The sequence below is a fragment of the Rossellomorea sp. DUT-2 genome (assembly GCF_052665285.1).
This window is the reverse complement of record NZ_JBQPEO010000003.1, coordinates 731536-751492: the sequence shown is the minus strand read 5'-3', so window position 1 is coordinate 751492 and position 19957 is coordinate 731536. Positions and strand designations below refer to the sequence as shown.

Genomic DNA, 19957 nt, shown 5'->3' with positions numbered 1-19957 from the left:
AGTAATTCATTTAATATATGCGGAGTTTCTAATCCTTTATGTACCTTTTCCCGAGAAACTAAGGATAAAAGATCTTTGCTTCATTCTTCGATTCAATTTATCCTTAAGTAAATGAAAAAGGATTGGAGGAAGATCCATGTCTATCGTTCTAAAGAGAATTTATGATGAACCTCCCCAATTAGGCGGTCATCGCATTTTGATTGACCGGGTTTGGCCACGTGGAATATCAAAAGAGAATGCCAACTTGGATGAGTGGATGAAGGAAATTACGCCAAGCCCACATTTAAGAAAATGGTTTAATCATGAACAGGAAAAGTTCGAGGAATTTAAAAAAGCCTACAAAGAAGAACTCAAACAAGATGATAAAAAACAAAAGAAGCTGCAGGAACTTAAAGAAATGTCTGCTAACGAACGCTTAGTCCTACTCTACGGTGCAAAAGATGAGCAGCACAACCATGCCGTTGTGTTAAAAGAAGTATTAGACGATCTATAATAATGAGGGACGGACCTCCAATCAGGATAAACCTTATTAAGTACAAGGCTTATACTTTATGGAGGTCCGTCCCTCTAAAATTACTCACGGATTATATCTTTTTCGTTCATCCATTTAGGCGGAGAGCCTTCGTCACATCCCATTACTATTTTAGAACACGTTCAGAATGTTTCCTTTCCCATTCCTCCAAGAACATTTCCAATAAAGGTCCAGGCAATGGCCGGCTAAAGTGGTATCCTTGACCTACCTGACAGGCATTCCGTTTCAGGAATAATACTTGATTTTCTGTTTCAATGCCCTCAGCAATAGTGGTAAAGTTCATATTTTGACTCATATCAATAATCGCTTTTACGATTGAAACTTGATTTGAATCTTTCATAATATCATCTACGAACGATTTATCTATTTTAATACTATCAATCGGTAAATGCCTTAAATTATTCAAAGAAGAGTAACCTGTTCCAAAGTCATCCATGGAAATGATGACGCCCAGCTTTTTCAGCTTATTGAGAACGTTCGTTGATTTTTCAAAGTCCTGCATAATACTCTCCGTAATTTCAAGCTCAAGTCGATCCGGCTGAAGCTTGAGTTCTGATAGGGTTTCATTTACCATGTCAACGAATCCGTCATCCTTTATCTGTCTGACCGATATATTTACAGCAATGGGAATGATGCCTAACCCGTTCTTTTCCCACTCCTTACTTTGTTGACAAGCCTCTCGAAGAACCCACTCCCCAATCGGAATGATCAATCCCGTCTCCTCCGCAAGAGGAATAAATTCACATGTAGAGACCATTCCAAGTTCCGGATGCTCCCAGCGTAACAAGGCTTCTACTCCTATAATGTCCAGCGTTTCTAAATCCACCTTTGGCTGATAATGGAGAGTTAATTGTTTCAGCTCCAATACCTTTCTTAATCCATTTTCAATCTCCATATTCCTTGAAGAAGCTTTTTCAAGTTCAGGAAAATAGAATTGATAGTTGTTCTTCCCGCGATCTTTCGCTAAATACATGGCTGTATCGGCATGCTTAATTAAACTTTCCTGGTCCTCTCCATCCTTTGGATACATACTGATCCCGATACTCGGTGTCACAAAGAACTCCTGTTCATGGATGACGATTGGACTGTTGAAGCTATGTAATACTTCACCCGTCGTTTCTTCGACCTCTTTCTCATTCAAATGAGAGAGTAAGATGATAAATTCATCTCCCCCTTGCCTAAACACAATCCCTTTATCTTTCACCACATTCTTCAATTGGACCGCAACCTTCTCGAGTATAATATCGCCAGTAGAGTGCCCTTTCGTATCATTGATGACTTTAAATCGATCTAGATCCAGAAATAAGATGGCAATCGATTGATCAGGGGCATCACGAATTGACTCATTTAAGTATTTCTTAAATTTATTCCGATTTGGAAGCCCTGTTAATGAATCATAATAGGCCATGGTGCGAATAGTTTTCTCAGTCTCTTTACGATTCGTAATGTCTCGTCCAACCAGCTGTATGGCCATCCTTCCTCCATACAAAATGGGCATCGCGGAAATCTCCAACTCTATTGCATCACCGTTAAGGCGATAAATGGTCAGTTCAAATCGTTCCCCTGAGGTCGAATCTTTTGTCTGCTCCCTAATTTTCTTGATATTTTCCATACTGGTAAAATGGGAAACATCTTTGTTCATGATGTCCTCGGGGCAATTGGCACCAATCAATTTACTGCCTGCTTCATTGATATAATCAAACTTTTGATTACTGATGACCGCAATAATGTCTGGAGACATTTCTACTAAACTACGGTATTGATCTTCACTTTCTTTCCGGTTGGTGATATCAAACAACACACTGGTAAAAGAAATCATTTCTCCGTTTTCATCCAAGGTAGGAATGCCTCTATCCTGGATCCATCGAACCTGACCATCCGGCTTGATGATACGGTAAACACTCACACAGGCCTGACCGGAACCAAGCTTTTCCTCCCTTTTATTCAAAACCGGGATATCTTCAGGGTGTATCACTTTTCTCCATAGTAGCGTATCCTGATAAAATTCATTCAAAGGAAATCCATATAGATTTTCAATACCAGGTGTAATCAACAGAACATCGGACTTCATATCATGAGACCAAATCGCAACGTCCAGCGTCTCAAAAATGTTGTTTAAATTCTTATTACTCTTCGTTAGTTCCTTGGAAGCATTCCAATTCCCTTTGTATAGTAGGAATAATAAAGTAAGCAGACAAAACACTACTCCTAAATGGAGGAATAGGAATACTGCCCCATTTGAGTGATTATTGGTTTTCCAAGACAAATCCGTGATTTGTAACAATAACATTATGAAAAATAGCATGAAGATTGTTTTCTTATTTTGTGTAAAATTCATTCATTACTCTCCTGAATATAAGAATTCTTTCTTTAATCAAGTGTACTATTTACGGCTATCATTCACAATATAGCTAATTTTCACCTCTTACACTATATTAAAAAGACCAACTCCATCGACTGGAGGCAGGTTCTAATCGTTTCTAATACGACACACCCGTCCGTGTATGCGTCTTCTTAAATTCATCCATATCCGGATCAAAATAATCCTCATTAAAGGCCGGCACAAACTTATCATCCTTTAAATAGCCTGACCCCCATGTCGGATCCAGAGTGACCCATTCCCCATCGAGGTTCGCTTCCACCCAAGCATGCCTTCCCGGGAAAATCCCGCCTGCCCTTCCTTCAACAAATCTCGCCTCGGTGTCGCTGGCACGAAGCATGGCAATCGCCAGGTAGGCGTAGTCCTGGCACACACCTGTTTTGGTTTCCAGTGTTTTTAATGCACTGTCATCCCAGTTAAAGTCGTCATTTTCATATTTCTCAACGTCATAGGAAACATTTTTTGCGACATAATCATAGATTGCTTTCGCCTTGTCCCTGTCGCTTGTTTTTCCCGCTGTGACGGTTTGGGACTGCTCCTTGATTTCCTGCGCATCTGACTGTACGCCACGGGATGGCAGAAGGTCTCGCTTGTCTTCACCTGTCGATTCGACTTCAAACTTCGCAAAACCGAAAAATCTGAAATAGTCGCTATTCTCCTCCTTGATTTCAGGTACGCTGAGAGTCACCTCATAGGTGCCGGGTCCAAACCGCAGATAAAAGGAATCATCAAAGGTAAAATCCTCTACGGGAATCACATCCAGAGCTTCATCCTTCCCTTTTTTAGTGGTGATGTAAATATGCGTCGTTTCCGGACCCAATTCAGTTTTTCGATCGATGCTTCCTTTGATGGAGTAAACACCGTCCGACTTCTCCCCGCCAAATTGAGGAGATTCCAGAGTTACGCCCCGCTCGCGATATTTATCAGCAAACTCAATCGGACTCATCACTCGATCAGACTCATTATCAATGATTAGAGTGGTGGCCGTCTGGTAGTAGTTTTCACGGTCTGCATCTGGTACCAGTACCTCAAGCTCGTGAATTCCTTCCCCATAAAATAAAGGAACTTCATAACTGAATTCTCCATTTTTCAAGGGAATGACATGTGTCCAGTTTTGCGAATCCTTCTTTAACCTGAGCATGATGGTGTCTTTGTCTGTCAGGTTAGCAGCTTCTCCTTTTAAAGCAAAGGTTTCGTTCCCTTTGATATAGCTTGATTCAGAGCTCAAGGACAATCCTGCCTCCTGGCCAAACGGTGTGAGCGTCACATCCCTCACTATGTCGGGATTCACATTATGAACCGTGAAGGAAGCAGTATCATAGTAATAATTCTCACGATCCTTGCTTGGCAGTTGTACAGACACACTATACTCACCTTCTCCATTGAACAAGCGGATGTTCTGTTTAAACTTGCCATCCTCGATGGGTGTGTAGTATTCGAGCTGCTTTCCTAGAGGGCCTTCTTCACTCGCCCTGACCTTGATCCAGACGTAGTCCGACTTCAGTTCAGAATGCTGTTCAATTTCCCCGTCGACGGTCACTTGCCCATTCACTGCAAATTCCTTATATGACGGCTCATTCATGGTGACACCGATTTCCTCGCTATAGGAAGTTAACTGAAGTGGCTCCATTTCCCCTAGATCATCGTTCATTTTCTTCTTTTCTTTTTCATACAGATCTTCTTCTATTTCATCCACCTTCGTTTCTTCTCCATTGGAACTAGAATCACTGCATGCCGTCAGAAACAAGAAACTTATTAACAAACCCAAAAATAGAAACAAAAAGGGACTATTCTTCTGCATGTTTTCCTCCTGAATTTGGACGGACCTCTAAACGTTAGAAATCACCTGAATATAGAGTGATTTACGGATTTGAGGTCCGTCCCTCCTACTATTTTATTCTCAAAGACTTCTAAATCTGTTTGTAGTAGATAATGGTTGCCTCTAATTCTCCAAAAGGTGACGCTGCGTAGTCAGGAATGCGCCCTCCTTGAACGAATTCCAGTGCCTTATACAAATGATTAGACGGCGCCCCTTCGACCGTATCAAGAATGAGCAAGGTCCGTCCCTCTTCCTTTGCTCTTTCCTCCGCTGTTTGCATGAGTTTACGGGCAATTCCTTTTTGACGAAATTGAGGGTGGGTCATCATTTTTGCGATTTCGGCTCGGTTTGTCCCGTTTTGTTTGGTGCATAGGTGAAGTTGCACAGTACCTGCAATTGTACCCTCCATCCAGGCTGCATATAGGATCACATGTGGATTCAGTACATGCTGCCAGAAATCCATCGCTGCAGAACGTGCCATTGGGGATAAAAATCCAATGGAAGCTCCCTCATCCACTACGTTCATTAATAAATCAGAGAGTTCCTCAATGTGCTGATCTATCGTTGTAAGTTCTTCGATTTTTAGTCCTTGATTCTTCATGATCTTCTCACTCCTTAACATATCTTCTCTTCTTCATTACAGTGGTCCAGTTTAGTTTTGCAATGTATTGGTTAAATGTGATGACAAGGTAAAATCTTCTAATCAAATTATAACGAGGGACACTTTAATAATCTAACTTTTTATGGAAAATTCGCTTTTTGTTATACATAAACTAGAACAATTCTGTTATACTAAACATATAACAAACTAGGAGGTGAATCCTTGTTTATCCAAATAGAACCTCAATCAGATGTACCGATTTATACCCAGGTCAAGAATGGGATCATGGAGGGGATTGTCCGCGGGGAATTAGTGCCAGGGGATATCCTTCCATCCGTTCGCAGCCTTGCCGGTGACCTGGGTGTAAACATGCACACGGTGAATAAAAGCTATCATGAATTGGAAAGCAAGGGGGTAATCCGGATTGTACCTAAATCTGGGGCTGTTATTTGTCCACCATCGGAGGGAGAAATCCCGCCATCCCGATTGGATCAGATATCAGAAGAATTGCGGCCGATTGTAGTGGAATCATTGGTAATCGGCATGAGTGAAAAAGAAATTCAAGAATTAGTCTCATCTATTATGCTAAAGGTTAAGGGGGAGTAACAAATGGAAATGACGCTTTTATTTGTCACTGTGGGATTTTTGATGGTTCTACAAATCATCATTCCTTTTATCGTAAAACGAACGGTGGTTTTTGGTGTAACGATACCTGTTGATGAAATACGGAACGAACAGTTGCTGCGTTACAAAAAACTCTACGCATTTTTAACATTTTTCATTTCAATTGCGGCATTGACTCTTTATTTTATCTGGTCAAAAGACATCTCACCCTCTGAAAATCACCTCATCTTAGCAGGCTTATTACTGCCTTTTGTCATCCTATTTATTTCGATGTCCCTTTATTTCTATTTTCATATGAAAGTATCAACGCTGAAACGGGAAAAGCAATGGTTCAAGGATCGCAAGCAGGTGAAGGTTTCAGAATTGAACCTAAGAACGAAAGATGAAATGCTCCCCTGGATAGTGTATGTAATACCCATGGTGATCACTGCCGGATTAATGGTGTTTACATTGGTGAATTACAATAGCCTGCCGGATCAGATCCCTACCCACTGGGGAGCTGATGGAAAGCCAGATGCATTTACAACAAAATCGTATCTTTCCGCTCTGACCCTCCCACTCGTCTTACTGGTGATGAATGCGATGTTCCTCGGTATAAACGAGCTCACAAGGAATTCCGGGATCAAGCTGAGTGCAGGAAATATAAAAGCATCACGTGTCCGACAGCTCCGTCTGCGCAAGTACACAAGCTGGCTCTTATTCTTCATCTCCATTCTGATAAGCATGCTATTTACATTCCTGCAATTCACCACCCTGTATGAAAATAGCGTCAGCGACCTGCTGATCATCACCATGCCACTGGCCTTCTCTGCACTCGTCTTGATAGGGACGGTCCTTATGGCCATCAAGGTGGGGAAAAAGGATTCGGACTTGGACTTAGAGATCATTGATGAAGGCACAGGCGAAGTGATCAATGCAGATGACGATCAATACTGGAAAGGGGGGCTCTTCTATTTCAACCCTGAAGACCCCTCCATCTTCGTCGAAAAACGCTTCGGAGTGGGCTGGACCCTTAACTTCGCCAGACCCTTGGGATACCTCATCCTGGTCGGACCGCTGCTCGTGATAGTAATCATTACACTAATATAACGGTGAGGGACGGACCTCTCAAACTGAGCGATAAAGTTACATCAACGTTCAGCTGAGGAGGATCCGTCCCTTTTGTTACGTGACTTCCACCCTAAGATAACACTTGGGACCACTTTCGCTTGTAAATGAATCCGAGGTCCGTCCCTCCTGCTACTCTTACTACTAAAAAAGGCTCAATCTCTGGAAATTCGACTTTTGTTATGGACAGATTGTTCGGAATACTATATAAATAGTAGATGGAAACTCACAAAGAAAACGTTTACAACATGATTCGACAAGGAGGATTCTATGTTAGATGTGCTAGACAAGATTAATTCATTCTTATGGGGGACACCAAGTTTAGTACTGTTATTTGGGACAGGCCTTTTCTTAACGTTTATGCTTAAAGGGCTGCAGTTCCGAAAGCTACTGTATGCATTTAAACTTGCTTTTACAAAAGAAGAACCCTCTTCTTCAGCTGACAAATCGGAAGGGGATATCAGTAACTTCAAAACGTTGATGACGGCTCTGTCAGCGACAATCGGTAACGGAAACATTGCCGGTGTTGCGACGGCATTGACGATTGGCGGACCCGGGGCCATCTTCTGGATGTGGGTTGTCGGTCTTCTAGGTATGGCGACGAAATACGCCGAAGCCCTGCTTGCCATGAAGTACCGTGTGAAAAATAAAAACGGGGAATACTCCGGCGGACCGATGTATTACGTAGAAAAAGGTCTCGGAAGCAAGTGGAAGTGGCTGGCTGTTGCGTTCGCTTTATTCGGGGCATTTGCTGCCCTGGGAATCGGTAACAGCGTACAGTCCAATACGATTGCAGATGTCATGACATCAAGCTTTCAAATTAACAATGTCGTAACAGGAATCGTGTTAGCCGTCCTGACAGGTTTGATCATCTTTGGAGGGATTCAACGAATTAGTACAGTCGCTTCCTTCTTTGTACCGATCATGGCATTCCTGTATATTGGTGGTTCATTGATCATCATCGTACTGAATTATGACATGATCATTCCGGCATTTGAAATGATTTTCCATTACGCGTTCAATCCTGTAGCTGCCGCTGGCGGTTTCACCGGGATCATTATCAGTGAAGCGATCCGCAGCGGGGTATCACGTGGGATTTTCTCCAATGAAGCGGGTCTTGGTACGGCTGCATTGATTGCAGGTAACGCGAAAACCGATCACCCGGTTAAACAGGCACTTGTCGCTATGACGGGGACTTTCATTGTGACGATTATTGTTTGTACAATGACTGGACTGGTTCTTCTGATCACTGGTTTCTGGGATCCTACAGGCGGAGCGATTTCAGGAGTTGAGCATGCTCCAAGCCTTGATGGCGGAGCTTTAACGAGTGCCGCATTCGGTCATGCTCTTGGGGTAGCAGGAGAATACATCGTATCATTTTCGGTCATATTCTTCGGGTTCTCAACGATCGTCGGATGGTATATGTACGGGGAGAAATGCTTCGAGTATTTGACAAATTATCGTTTTGCTAACTCCTACAGACTCATTTACATTTTAGCAACCGGACTTGGTGCCGTTGCGAACTTAGAGCTTGTTTGGGCATTCGCTGATATGTCTAACGCCTTGATGATGATTCCAAACCTGATCGCCCTTATTTTACTTTATAAGGTCATCGTTCGTGAAACGAATCATTACTTCAATGAGTACATGCCCATGATGGAAGCACAACCAAGGAAGAAAGCCAGTTAAAAAAGTAACCCGGTGTGATTTTTGATCATGCCGGGTTTTATATTTATAGTATGATTTCATATTTATTGTGACGCCCGTGGATATGGGCAACTTCTTTTAAGGGATATCGCCTTTGGTAATAGGTGTTCAATCCTTCGTTATTCGCGATACAATCAAAGCGGATGCTTTTTTTACCTGCTTCTTTTGCCTCTTTTTCGACCCAATCCAGTAAAGCGGCACCTATGCCTTTTCCTGCATGGTTTCTATGTACGACCAATCGATGTAAATACACAACATCATCATGCACATTTTCTCCCCAAAGGTCCAAATCCCAAACACTTGGGATATTCTCAAGGGTTAGAGTGGAAATGGGTCGACCTTCTTTTTCAACAAGATAGGTCGCCCCGTTTTCAATTGAATGGAGGATCTCTTCTAGGTTTCCATCTAAATCAGTCAGATAGTAACTCCATTGTTTCGTCCTTTTTGTCTTTAACCAGGCGGCGGCATTCACTAACAGATCCAATATCTTTTTTAGATCACTATTTTTTGCCTTTTTGATTTCATAAACTTCTTCATCGAGTTTAAAACGCATGGTCCTTTTCTCCTTTCCCAATCTGGTAGAGTACCCACTTACCCATGATTTGGACATGAACTTTACTAATTCCTTCATTTAAAAGAAAAAACCATCCCTATTTACACACAGGGATGGTTCTATACCTATCAAGCATACCACTTATGCCACATATGATCGTTTCTGCCTCTCACAAAGGCATCCACCCGGTTACGGCCCCAAGACACGGCTCCCGGTGAAGAACGAACGCCTCCCCTTGGTGCTCCAAGGTCTTCCCAGTTGCTCCAGCGGGAACCATTCCACCATTTGTGCCACATGTTATTATTGTCTCCGCGGACAAAGGTATCGATCCGGTTCGGTGCCCACGAGGATGCTGCTGGAGCACCTTCAAACCCTCTAGGCGGGGAACCGAGATTCTCCCAATTACTCCATCTCGAACCGTCCCACCACTTATGCCACATCCGGTCGTTGTTTCCCCTGACAAAGCAATCGATCCGGTTGGATCCCCAGGATACCGCACCCGGTGAATCCCTCAAGCCGCCTCTTGGAGCGCCAAGGTTCTCCCACTGGCTCCAATTCCTTCCGTCCCACCATTTATGCCAAAGATTATTGTCATATCCCTGGACGAATACATCCAATCGGTTGGCTGCCCAGGATGAAACCGTTGGATCCCCCTTGAAGCCCCTTGGCGGTCCCCCGAGATCTTCCCATTCATTCCATCTCGAACCATCCCACCACTTATGCCATAGAGTATCCCGATTCCCTCTTACAAACGTATCAATGCGGTTCTCGCCCCAAGACACGGCTGCAGGCGAACTCCTTAAACCTCTTCGCGGAGCTCCGAGGTCCTCCCAATTACTCCAGCGGGAACCGTTCCACCATTTGTGATACATTCTGTCATTCTCACCTCGAACAAACGTATCCAAACGGTTCGCCTGCCAGGAAGCAACGGCTGGCGAACCCTTCATCCCCCGTGGCGGAGCACCAAGATCCTCCCATTCCCTCCAGCTTGCCCGCCAATCAAATGGATTTTCGTAGACAGCTTGGTCATAGAATCCTTGATAAGGATCATAGTAGTTCAGCTGTTGTGGATAATACGTGAACTCACGTTGTTGTTCGTATGGTGGATAGAACTGTTGATAAGTATGTGGTAACAGACCATCTTCATAATGGTTTCTGACTTCCGGCCAATACGGATAGTATTCTTGTTGTACCTCACATGGTATCATTCGTCGTGGAAAAAACATACTGCATCCCTCCTCTGCATTTACTTTATGCAGGAGCCCAGATGGAGGAGTATGTACTTTTTTTTCTCAAAAAAAGATCCCTCCACATGTGGAAAGGATCCTGAAATGTCTAAACCATATACTGTTGATATCGTTCTGCATCACTCATCTTGCATTCTAGCGTCAGCTTCGTACCATTTTCTTCATACTCGGTTTCTAACACATTGGCATTCTCATTAAAATAAGAAATCAAATGGCCTTTATCAAATGGAATCAACATTTGACAGCGTTTATAGTCTTTAAAAATATAACTTCTCACCACTTGAAGCAGTTCGTCGATTCCAATTCTATTTTTCGCGGAAAAATAAATGCGGTCCTTTTCCACTCTCGGTATCTCTTCTTCCATCAGTTCAGCTTTGTTAAAAGCGTAGATGACAGGTGTATCACCTATCCCGAGTTCTTCAAGGGTTTGATCAGTCACCTTCATCAATTTCGCGTAGTGAGGATCGGAATAATCAACCACATGTATGATGAGATCAGCCTCCACCACTTCTTCAAGTGTTGAACGGAATGCTTTGACCAGCTGATGAGGCAGTTTGTTGACGAAACCAACCGTATCTGTCAGAAGAAATGCCTTCTTGTCCGGTAAGGTGATGTTTCTCACCGAGGTTTCAAGTGTCGCGAACAGCATATCCTTTTCAAACACTTGCTTGTTTTCGTTTGGATGGAATTTTTCTACGAAAGCGTTCATCGTCGTCGACTTCCCGGCATTTGTGTATCCGACGAGGGATACGACCGGGATTTCACTCTTTCGACGCTGCTTGCGTTGTGTAGTTCGCAGGTCAACAAGTGAATCAAGCTCTTTATTCAATGCTGTGATTTTCTCTTCAATTCGGCGACGATCAAGCTCGAGCTTCGTTTCACCCGCACCACGGTTGGCGAGGCCAGATCCTCCCCCTTGACGGCCTAATGACTCACGGCGTCCAATCAAACGCGGGAGCATATATTGCAGCTGAGCTACCTCTACTTGAAGTTGCGCTTCCCGGGTTTTCGCACGTTCTGCGAAGATATCGAGAATCAACATCGTCCGGTCCATGACACGAATATCAAGTTTCTCCTCAAGTACACGAATTTGCGAAGGAGACAGTTCATCATTGGAAATGAGTACCTCCGCTTCCCACTCTTCAATGAGTGGCAGGAGCTCTTCAATCTTCCCCTTACCAATATAATGAACATGATTCGGCCGGGGCAGGTTTTGAGTCAGTTCACCGACGACATCAATATGCCTCGCTTCTGCCAATCCATTCAACTCAAGCATCGAATATTCGAAGTCATTATTCTTATCCTTTGTATTAACGCCAATGGCGATTGCTTTTAAACGTTCTTCCATTCCTTCGTCACTTCCTATCTTTTAGTGGGTACAGAAAAAAGCACAGGCCTCTGCCTGTGCTTTTCGTAAATGGATTTGAATAAACCGGTGGCGCATGAAGAAGACCGCACTTTCTCCTGGCGTGTTCCCAAGAAAACACACAAATTGGCACCACTCGGAAAGTATTCAATTCTATTTTTAAAAGAAGAAAGAGGAGCCATTCAGCCTCGCTTTCCTCCATTCAACGTCAAATGAAGAATTCCTTTAAAAATAGTCAGACCAATCCCATTTACCCTGCACACAGGCAGAGCCTTTGAACATATTCAATTAAGCGTTCAAATTGCGGATGCGTAGTCTGATTAAAATCAAAAGGAAAACCTCCATTTCTCATAAATTATAATCATCTTACCACAAACAGCCGAGGATGGGAAGATATGGTTTGAGGGACGGACCTTCAAAGCTCTACATCCCTGTTGAATCAACTGCTTAGGGTATTTCAAGGTCCGTCCCTCACCACGTTACTACACAAAAGAACAGACCTCCAAGCCAGCATGAAATCCAGTAACGACATGGATTATGCTAGCTTAGGAGATCCAGCTTAGGAGGTCCGTCCCTCAGTTCTTGTTAGAATGATAAGGATTCAGCCAGATTCAAGGTCCGTCCCTCAGTTCTTGATCGATACATTGACCTGATCGGAATGGGAGATGGTGATGGGGTGTTGTCCGCTTCCTAGTTTGAGGGTGGCGGATTTGTTTGGGATTACTTCGTTGTTTATGTCCGTGTCGGATACAGCGGTTTGTTCTGTATATTGCCATTTAGCGTCCTCCCCTTGGATGTCCCCTACATTTTCGGCATTGATGGTCAGGTCCTCCGATGAAGCGAGAACGAGATTGACCCTTGCTGAGCTTGATACTTCCCATGAGGTTGAAATGGTTCTTGGCTTTAATGTGACTTCATTGTAGTCACTCGCGATTTCCAGGGACTTGGATCCCGGAATGACGAGTGTAGCATCTAACTCCCTCCCTGATTGCATCCAGCCATTGGAGTCGGGAAGACTTTTCAATGTGATATACAGCGTGTCTCCTTTTTGTATGGTCATCAGATAATCTTCCGGATTCGAAAGTAATGGTTTACCTCCTGTAGAGGAAGAACGATACGTACCAAACACGCTCACTTCTTTATTCGTAACCGTTTCAACCGTTATTGGATGATGACTGGAATCAACGACGATCCGCTTCACATCATCACCAACCTGATGGCTATAAGAAGGAAGATCCGCAGTTTTCACTTCAGAATCAAAGAACGATTGCATTTGTCCCATCAATCCTGTTGCCTGCAGAACGGTAAATCCGATTCCCACCGTCCCAATGACAGCCACAAATATTATACTTAGGAAATCATATTTTAATATTGGCTTCTCCTGCTTTGATAAAAATAAGTACACTAAGATTTCTGCCCCTAACACAATCAGCAGGACAGGCCACCAACCTGCTAACACGTACGCTGAATCCCATTTTAAAAGCTGCGATAGCAGTAAAAAGATTCCTAAAAAAAGCAGGGATGCCCCCATTGATATGGATCCGACTCTCCAAGTTCTCATTCTGATACCTCCTCTTTTGAATGGGCTTTTTTACTTCCGGCAACCAGTTTGATTCCTCCTCCTATAAGAAGAAGGCAAACAATTCCCGGCTGGATATAGCTATACATCACATGATACAAATCAATGCCATACGTCTCTAAAAAAGGTAATGATAGGGGCATAAGGATGTTCGTAGCCAGGTAATAAACACCAAGCAACATCAATCCGATTCCCACCCACTTCTGCTGATTGATTAAGTAAGACACGATCGGCGTATCTTCTAAAGGTTCCTTTCCGTGCTTAGATGCCCGTTGCAATCCATCAAAGAAGCTGTAGAACCATATGATCGGAACTAAGAATAGAAAAATCCCTAACCGAAGTACGTCTAATATATAGATGGAGAATAAGAACACTGCCATAAGCTGAATGCCCCGTCGCTGATAACCAAGATAAAGATGACCTGCTCCAGGGAACATCGATAAAAATGTGGCAAATGCCTTACTCTTTCTCCCGCCTTCATGCTGAGCTTCCAGGTCTTCCAATACAGACCGGTCCGTCAGCACTTCCCCAGCCTGTTTTTTATTCAATAATTGCATCGTATCAAAGAAGTTGTATACCCATACGACAGGTAGAACGATCAAGAATACCATAAACTCCCCTCTCCCCGTCATCGCTGTTACAAACAAAATCATCGCAGCCACTCCGAGGAACGTTGCCAAAAATGTGACACCCCGGTTCATCAGTCCCAGTTGGAAATGACCGAGACCTGGTATCATGGATAGGATGATGGTATAGAAGCGCTCGGTGCTCAGCTCCCCTGAATCACTTTCTACCACCGGTTCTCGTGATGCTTCATTCGCTTTCAACATTCTTGATGCGACAAGTGCCGTATTAACGATACTGATGAGATACAATAGAAACGCAAATCCAATGGTGATAAAAGCAAATCCATCCCAGTTCAACACTTCCGCTCCCACGAATGCAACAGGAAATGACGCCATCAATACCAGTAAAAATAAAACTCCTCTAAAAACCTTCCCTAAATACATCAATCCCACACCGGGTATAAAAGCCAACAAAAACGCAATGATTGGATTCTTCTTTTTATTCATCTTACTCTGCCTCCTGTTCTTCAATTTCTTCAACATTATCCAGTAAAGCCGTTGTTTTATTTAAAATATTTTCTGTAAAGGAAGGCTGCTGATTTCTTTCAAATTCCGTCGTGATCTTCACAAGTTCACCAAAAATACCAGATGCCATCAAAATCAGCGTCATCGCCGTAGCCAGCACATAATGAAACACCTTTTCCTCATACCACGATTTCTTGACCGGCTTCATCACTGGATCCCGTTCAACCGGAATTCGCTCCATCACCTCTTCTGTAAAGAGGGACGGACCTTCAATGGAAGGAAGCTCATCTTGAACCGCCTCGATTGCTTCCATATAAAGACTCATGCATTGATCGCAACTGTATAGATGCTCCTCGTATTCGGTTCGCTTATTATCATCCATTTCATCTCTGGCGTAATTCATCCATTCTTCCAACGCATTATGGCTCATATGAAGTCCTCCTCCTTCCAATGCTTCCGCATCCAAAGCCTTGCCCGGTACAGCTTTGTTTCAATCGTCTTCACTTGGACATGCTGTTCATTTGCAAGCTCCTGATAGGACTTTTCTTTTATGTAGAATCCTTCAATCACTTCTCTGTAGGATTCGGGAACTTCTTTTAAATGCCTCAACACGAGCTGCTTTTGTTCTTTCCTTAATAATCGTCTTTCTACAACATCCTGTGACTCTTTCACAGGGAGGTCGTCGACCAGCTCTTCCTTCTGTCTTGCCTTCCTTCGCATACAATCAATGGCATGGTTCACCGCAATTCTCGTCATCCATGTCTTGAACCCTTGATGTTCGTACTGAGGGAGAGAGGTGTAAATCTTCATCCATACTTCCTGTGATGCATCTTCCGCATCTTTCTGATTTCGCAGAACCCCGAAGATGCATTTAAAAACATACTGCTTATGCATTTCGATCAACATCCGAAACGCATTTTCACTGCCATTCTTCGCTTTTTCAATTAGCGGATCCACCAACCTCTCTCCCCCTTTCTTGTGGTCTCATAATAATAGACGAAAGAAATTGGTGAATCCCTACATTTTTTTTGAAAATATTTTTTAGTTGGTGGTGGGGCTTAGTACGTTTGATGGAATTCGTAGCTGGCCATGGCTCGTAACTTCACGATTTGGGATTTCGCCATTATATTGAAAATATTGCCGTTAAATAAATCTCTCATCGGCTCAACAGAAGATTACAAGTACCGGGTAGCGGGTCGATACCTCCTCTTGAATGCACGTTCACTGATATATTGAAAATTCCGCTGATAAACTGGTCGATTTCGCTGATATAATGATAAAGTCCAGAATTTCGCTCCCTCTCCCTCGTTGGAGCGGATTAGAATTGAAAAAAATCGCAATATGTATCACTCTCCACCACCCACCTGCAACACCCATCCAGAAAACCACCCTTATTTACCAACTAACACGATTTCTTCATTCCTGATATACTCGTAAAGTACTTATCTTCATAGAAAAGTGAGTGGATATAATGAAAGAAGGCATTACCTTAATAGTGGAGATCATTAACAACCTCCATGACATGTTAATAGGAATAACAAGTGATCTTGGTTTCACCCTTACGGATAAAGATCTTCATTTTTGGATTATGGGCATCATCGGAATTTCCGTGTTCTTTTTTGTATACATTGTGTCTAAGATTCTATCGAAGCTTAAGTTCGGGATCACCGCACTGGCTTTTTTCTATACCTTGACCTTCATGTTTGTGGTAGTCTTTGCAATTGAAATTCAGCAGGCAATCACAAACCGGGGGCAGATGGAGTTCATCGATGCCATCGTTGGTTTGTGGGGATACATTGCTTTTTTCCTCATGTATATTGGATTGGCAGCTATTATTCTACTGATTAAGTTTTTCTATCAAAAGCTTTCCCGGAACAGAGAAAATACCCTGGAAAGCGACTAGGGTCTTGCTCTCCCCGGGGTAATACAAGCAGTTTTTCGAATGGCACTACTGATTTGTCATGACCTACCAAAAAAGGAGCAAACGCCATATGCGCTTGCTCCTCTACTATTTCATCTTACATAAATACTTCAATTCTATTGGATTCCTCATTCAAAAGACTCTCAAGAACCTCTCGCTTAATCTTCATACCACCCGTACGATATCGATTAGAAATCTTTTCTGTCTTCACTTTTTCACCATTTACCACAATGTTTCCACTCTCTTGCCCCATGTGATAAGTGAATGTAACAGGACGATTCATAAATTTGAAATCAAAGGTCAATCCGTCAAATTTCTCTGGTAAAACGGGATCAATGATCAAGTCTTCCGCTTCTTGGCGGATGCCCAGACAGTTGGAGATTAATTGGTTCATGTAGATTCCCGGTCCGCTTGAGTAGATTCTCCAGCCGCCTTTTACCGGTACGGTCCCTGCGCGCAGCTCGTTGAATCGTTCTTGCGCCTCGTATCGTGTATTGAATTTACCGTCGGAGCTGCTGAAGTATGCGTTACTTTGTCTTCTTTCAGCGTTTGGAACGACTTCTGTCAACCCGACAGGATTGATGATTTCAAGTCCCTTCCACACTTCTTCCGTATTTCCGAGCTTCGCCATTGCTTCAACAAAGCGAATATGAGCGTGAACATATTGCAGACCGATTTCGCGGCCGAAATTGGCTGCTTGTTCTGCCCGTTTGAAGTGCGTGCTTATTCCACCTTTGTAGTTTGCAGGGCGGTTCATTAATCGGACGCCGTCTGGACAATATAGGTGTTCCTTTACCAATTGGTAATGGGATTTCGCTTCTTCCGGCGTGAATAATTCAGAGATGATACTGCGGTTCATCGGCAGCAGTCGATACTCTATCCCCGTTTTCGTGTCCTTCGGGTGAAGCATTAATTCTGCATGTGCCGGATCTTCCATGTAAACAAAGCCTGGTATCACATCATTTTGTAAAATATAGCGATTATAATCATTCTGTATTCCTGATGCGAGTGCTTTGAATTCCGAAGCTACTTCATCCCGGACTCCCTGAAGTACGTTAGACAATTGATTCAATACCTGATAGGTCAGGGCAACTGTCCAGCTGCTCGCCATGAATTTTTTCAGCTGGGAGTTTGCCGGTTGTAGCGTATCATCCCAATCCCCATCGCCGTATGATGAAAGGAATGTGTCATGCAGGAAATGTTCTTTAATATAGGCGATTTCTTTATGAATATGGTCTAATAACGTCGCCCTTCCTTCCGATAAGTCAAAGCCATCCCGGGTCGTATAAGGGATTTCTTCGTCCAGAATGCTGTAATCATTGGTTGCCGCGATATAGTCACCGACAACCTTTAACGGCCAAACAATGATATCTCCATGACTATCATCCTGCTGGATCTTGAAGTAACGGTCAAACATGAACCATTGCGGCCAATTGCCGTTGTCTTCATATTGATGAGAATAGACGGTTTTGATGATATCTTTCACACTTTGGTAGTTGTGAGTGGCCATGAAATACTCCGTCGGGCCCTGACACACATCACGGGTTCCCCAAGCAGCTCCGCCGTATTGCTCCAGTCCATGTGGCACCGAGAAATGGACAAGCATATTGTGTGTGTACCACCATGATAAGGAATTGACTTTGGCCAGCTCACTTGGAATTTCCCCATGAAGAGAAAGCTTGAATCCATTCATCACTTGATGATAGTACTCTCTATAGCGCTCAATTTCAACGTTCATATCAGACTCTTCGAATTCTCTATCTTCCCCGTGAAGAAGACCTTGAAGGGTCATGGTCCATTCTGTTGTCGCGGTTAAGTCGAGTACACAAAGAGAGGCACTTCCTGCTGGGACGTTCTTACCCAATCTTTCCTCGTTCCCGATGCTCATGTCAGCCCCATCGACCATTATTCTGTAACACAGGTCAGGGTACGTTTGGCTGCTTTCAGATTGAGAATCAGCAGAAATGGAGAGGATATCCCCATTTTTTTTAAGCTTATAAGGGACTTCATATTCATTGTTGTTCATTGTAATCTGATTCGAAACAAGATAACGGTACTGTTTTCCGTTCTCAGATCGTACGTTCAGGCGGACTTCAGGCGTATCAACCGTCGTATAATTTGTGATGATGATCGTGTCATCCTGTGTCTTGTAATACCAACGCGCATAGTTGAATCCTAATTCAAACAAGGAAGGCATGGTTAATAAACGATACGCTCCTTCAATCTCAACATAAATGCGCTGACCGGACGTTTTCATGACGTTTAAATGATTCCGGGTATTCGTTAACATCTTGTTGAACGATGTATTTCCAATCACCAGTTGGGAGTTGAATACTCCGTACATGAAGGAAGTGGATGTGATGGTCCCTTCCTTCAGCTCATGATTTCCTCCAGACATGAGGATGTGGCCATGAGGGCGTTCAACAATCAATTCTTTTTCTTTTAAGACGACATGTTCGTGAGTGTCTGTGAAGAAGGAAAGCAAACGGTCGGCATCCCATTCTTCCGTATGGCGCTTAGTAAATAGAGCGTCAATTTCTTCTTTGTACATCTCTTCCGTTTGAAGGGGTTCACCAATGTCGGGTGATAGTGCAACTTTTTCGAGTGGAGCACTGAACTTCTCATTAAGCTGCTGTACCCCTTCCCATGCATGTTCCACTTCTTGTTGATATTCTAACGTCGTGATCGCTTCAGAATGGTTTTCTTTAAATAGACCGTAGAAGACAAAATGTTCTTGTCCTGATAATCGGACCTTCTCTGATTGCAGGGCCGTATAAGCAAATTCATATTGATAGACTTCGTTTGCCAATGAAGGCTGCGTCAAGATTTCAGGTTGGTTTGTTTCCTTGTAGGATAAGCCAAAAAATTGGAATCCGTCCGTTGAGTAGCCAACCGTCTTTCCAATGGACCCTTGCTGAATATAGGGAAAACCATTAGATTGTGGTTGGTTTTGACGGGAACAGACGACAAATCCTTTTTCATCATCTTCAAATACTTTGTGGTCCACGTATTGGGACATATAGGCTTCATTCGAGCGGACGCCGCCTTTATCTGCCAATCCTAAATCCTGTCCATAAATGACATCGATCTCCGCGTCTTGTCCCTCTACCATCACATCCCAGAACCAAACTCCTGTTTGTGATAATGTAAACGTTACTTCGTATTGAAGAGCCTTATGGTTCCCTGACCATTTCACCTGTGATTCTGAAAATGAAACTTCACTCGTTGATTGAACACCGATTAAAGGAACAATCTCGATTTCGGATGATTGATAGATTCGTAAATAAAGATTGTTTAACGAGCCATCGATGGGATTCGTCAATAATTGATTGATCATAGTAGATGCATGGTTTATTTCAAAAAGATCGCCACTATTTAAAAAGGTGAATTGAAGATCACCGGATGTAAGCTTTTGTGTAGAATTCATTCT

Annotated in this window: 16 protein-coding genes; 5 read left to right on the top strand and 11 right to left on the bottom strand. The window is 43.2% G+C overall.

What is annotated here, in order from left to right:
* The first annotated feature begins 136 nt into the window (after nucleotides 1-136).
* On the top strand, nucleotides 137-493 hold the full coding sequence (locus ACOSV2_RS14670) for a DUF488 domain-containing protein (RefSeq protein ID WP_428975748.1): 357 nt from the start codon (nucleotides 137-139) through the stop codon (nucleotides 491-493).
* A gap of 145 nt (nucleotides 494-638) precedes the next feature.
* Here ACOSV2_RS14670 and ACOSV2_RS14665 read toward each other — a convergent pair whose 3' ends face one another.
* The 3 genes from ACOSV2_RS14665 to ACOSV2_RS14655 form a co-directional block, all read right to left on the bottom strand.
* Nucleotides 639-2870, bottom strand: coding sequence for a sensor domain-containing protein (locus ACOSV2_RS14665; RefSeq protein WP_428975747.1), 2232 nt, complete (start codon nucleotides 2868-2870; stop codon nucleotides 639-641).
* 142 nt (nucleotides 2871-3012) lie between these two features.
* Nucleotides 3013-4713 carry a transglutaminase domain-containing protein gene (locus ACOSV2_RS14660; RefSeq protein WP_428975746.1) on the bottom strand — a complete coding sequence of 567 codons (1701 nt, stop codon included), beginning with the start codon at nucleotides 4711-4713 and terminating at the stop codon, nucleotides 3013-3015.
* Between the two features lie 109 nt (nucleotides 4714-4822).
* Nucleotides 4823-5332, bottom strand: coding sequence for a GNAT family N-acetyltransferase (locus ACOSV2_RS14655; RefSeq protein WP_428975745.1), 510 nt, complete (start codon nucleotides 5330-5332; stop codon nucleotides 4823-4825).
* A 222-nt stretch (nucleotides 5333-5554) separates the two neighbouring features.
* Between ACOSV2_RS14655 and ACOSV2_RS14650 the strand changes: the two genes are divergently transcribed.
* From ACOSV2_RS14650 to ACOSV2_RS14640, 3 genes are all read left to right on the top strand, one after another.
* A complete protein-coding gene (locus ACOSV2_RS14650) occupies nucleotides 5555-5938 on the top strand; it encodes a GntR family transcriptional regulator (RefSeq protein WP_428975744.1) in 384 nt (127 codons plus the stop codon).
* A 3-nt stretch (nucleotides 5939-5941) separates the two neighbouring features.
* Nucleotides 5942-7045: a DUF1648 domain-containing protein gene (locus tag ACOSV2_RS14645; RefSeq protein WP_428975743.1), complete on the top strand. Its 1104-nt coding sequence runs from the start codon at nucleotides 5942-5944 to the stop codon at nucleotides 7043-7045.
* A gap of 288 nt (nucleotides 7046-7333) precedes the next feature.
* Nucleotides 7334-8752, top strand: coding sequence for an alanine/glycine:cation symporter family protein (locus ACOSV2_RS14640; protein WP_428975742.1), 1419 nt, complete (start codon nucleotides 7334-7336; stop codon nucleotides 8750-8752).
* 43 nt (nucleotides 8753-8795) lie between these two features.
* Here the strand turns inward: ACOSV2_RS14640 and ACOSV2_RS14635 are convergent, their stop codons facing one another.
* The 7 genes from ACOSV2_RS14635 to ACOSV2_RS14605 form a co-directional block, all read right to left on the bottom strand.
* Nucleotides 8796-9323: a GNAT family N-acetyltransferase gene (locus tag ACOSV2_RS14635; protein ID WP_428975741.1), complete on the bottom strand. Its 528-nt coding sequence runs from the start codon at nucleotides 9321-9323 to the stop codon at nucleotides 8796-8798.
* A 128-nt stretch (nucleotides 9324-9451) separates the two neighbouring features.
* Nucleotides 9452-10549 carry a carbohydrate-binding protein gene (locus ACOSV2_RS14630; protein WP_428975740.1) on the bottom strand — a complete coding sequence of 366 codons (1098 nt, stop codon included), beginning with the start codon at nucleotides 10547-10549 and terminating at the stop codon, nucleotides 9452-9454.
* A gap of 109 nt (nucleotides 10550-10658) precedes the next feature.
* Entirely contained in the window at nucleotides 10659-11918 is a 1260-nt protein-coding gene (gene hflX / locus ACOSV2_RS14625) for a GTPase HflX (protein WP_428975739.1), read from the bottom strand.
* Nucleotides 11919-12561: 643 nt separating this feature from the next.
* Nucleotides 12562-13497: a LiaF transmembrane domain-containing protein gene (locus tag ACOSV2_RS14620; protein ID WP_428975738.1), complete on the bottom strand. Its 936-nt coding sequence runs from the start codon at nucleotides 13495-13497 to the stop codon at nucleotides 12562-12564.
* Nucleotides 13494-14588: a hypothetical protein gene (locus ACOSV2_RS14615; RefSeq protein ID WP_428975737.1), complete on the bottom strand. Its 1095-nt coding sequence runs from the start codon at nucleotides 14586-14588 to the stop codon at nucleotides 13494-13496. Before ACOSV2_RS14615 ends, ACOSV2_RS14620 begins: the two co-directional genes overlap by 4 nt.
* A gap of 1 nt (nucleotide 14589) precedes the next feature.
* Nucleotides 14590-15036 (bottom strand): anti-sigma factor family protein, encoded by a 447-nt coding sequence (locus ACOSV2_RS14610; protein ID WP_428975736.1) that lies wholly within the window; start codon nucleotides 15034-15036, stop codon nucleotides 14590-14592.
* On the bottom strand, nucleotides 15033-15563 hold the full coding sequence (locus tag ACOSV2_RS14605; protein WP_428975898.1) for a sigma-70 family RNA polymerase sigma factor: 531 nt from the start codon (nucleotides 15561-15563) through the stop codon (nucleotides 15033-15035). The genes ACOSV2_RS14610 and ACOSV2_RS14605 overlap by 4 nt, the downstream gene beginning before the upstream one ends.
* 514 nt (nucleotides 15564-16077) lie before the next feature.
* Between ACOSV2_RS14605 and ACOSV2_RS14600 the strand changes: the two genes are divergently transcribed.
* Nucleotides 16078-16509, top strand: a complete 432-nt coding sequence (locus ACOSV2_RS14600) for a hypothetical protein (protein WP_428975735.1) — start codon at nucleotides 16078-16080, stop codon at nucleotides 16507-16509.
* A 115-nt stretch (nucleotides 16510-16624) separates the two neighbouring features.
* Here the strand turns inward: ACOSV2_RS14600 and ACOSV2_RS14595 are convergent, their stop codons facing one another.
* Nucleotides 16625-19954, bottom strand: coding sequence for a GH36-type glycosyl hydrolase domain-containing protein (locus ACOSV2_RS14595; protein WP_428975734.1), 3330 nt, complete (start codon nucleotides 19952-19954; stop codon nucleotides 16625-16627).
* Nucleotides 19955-19957 lie beyond the last annotated feature (3 nt).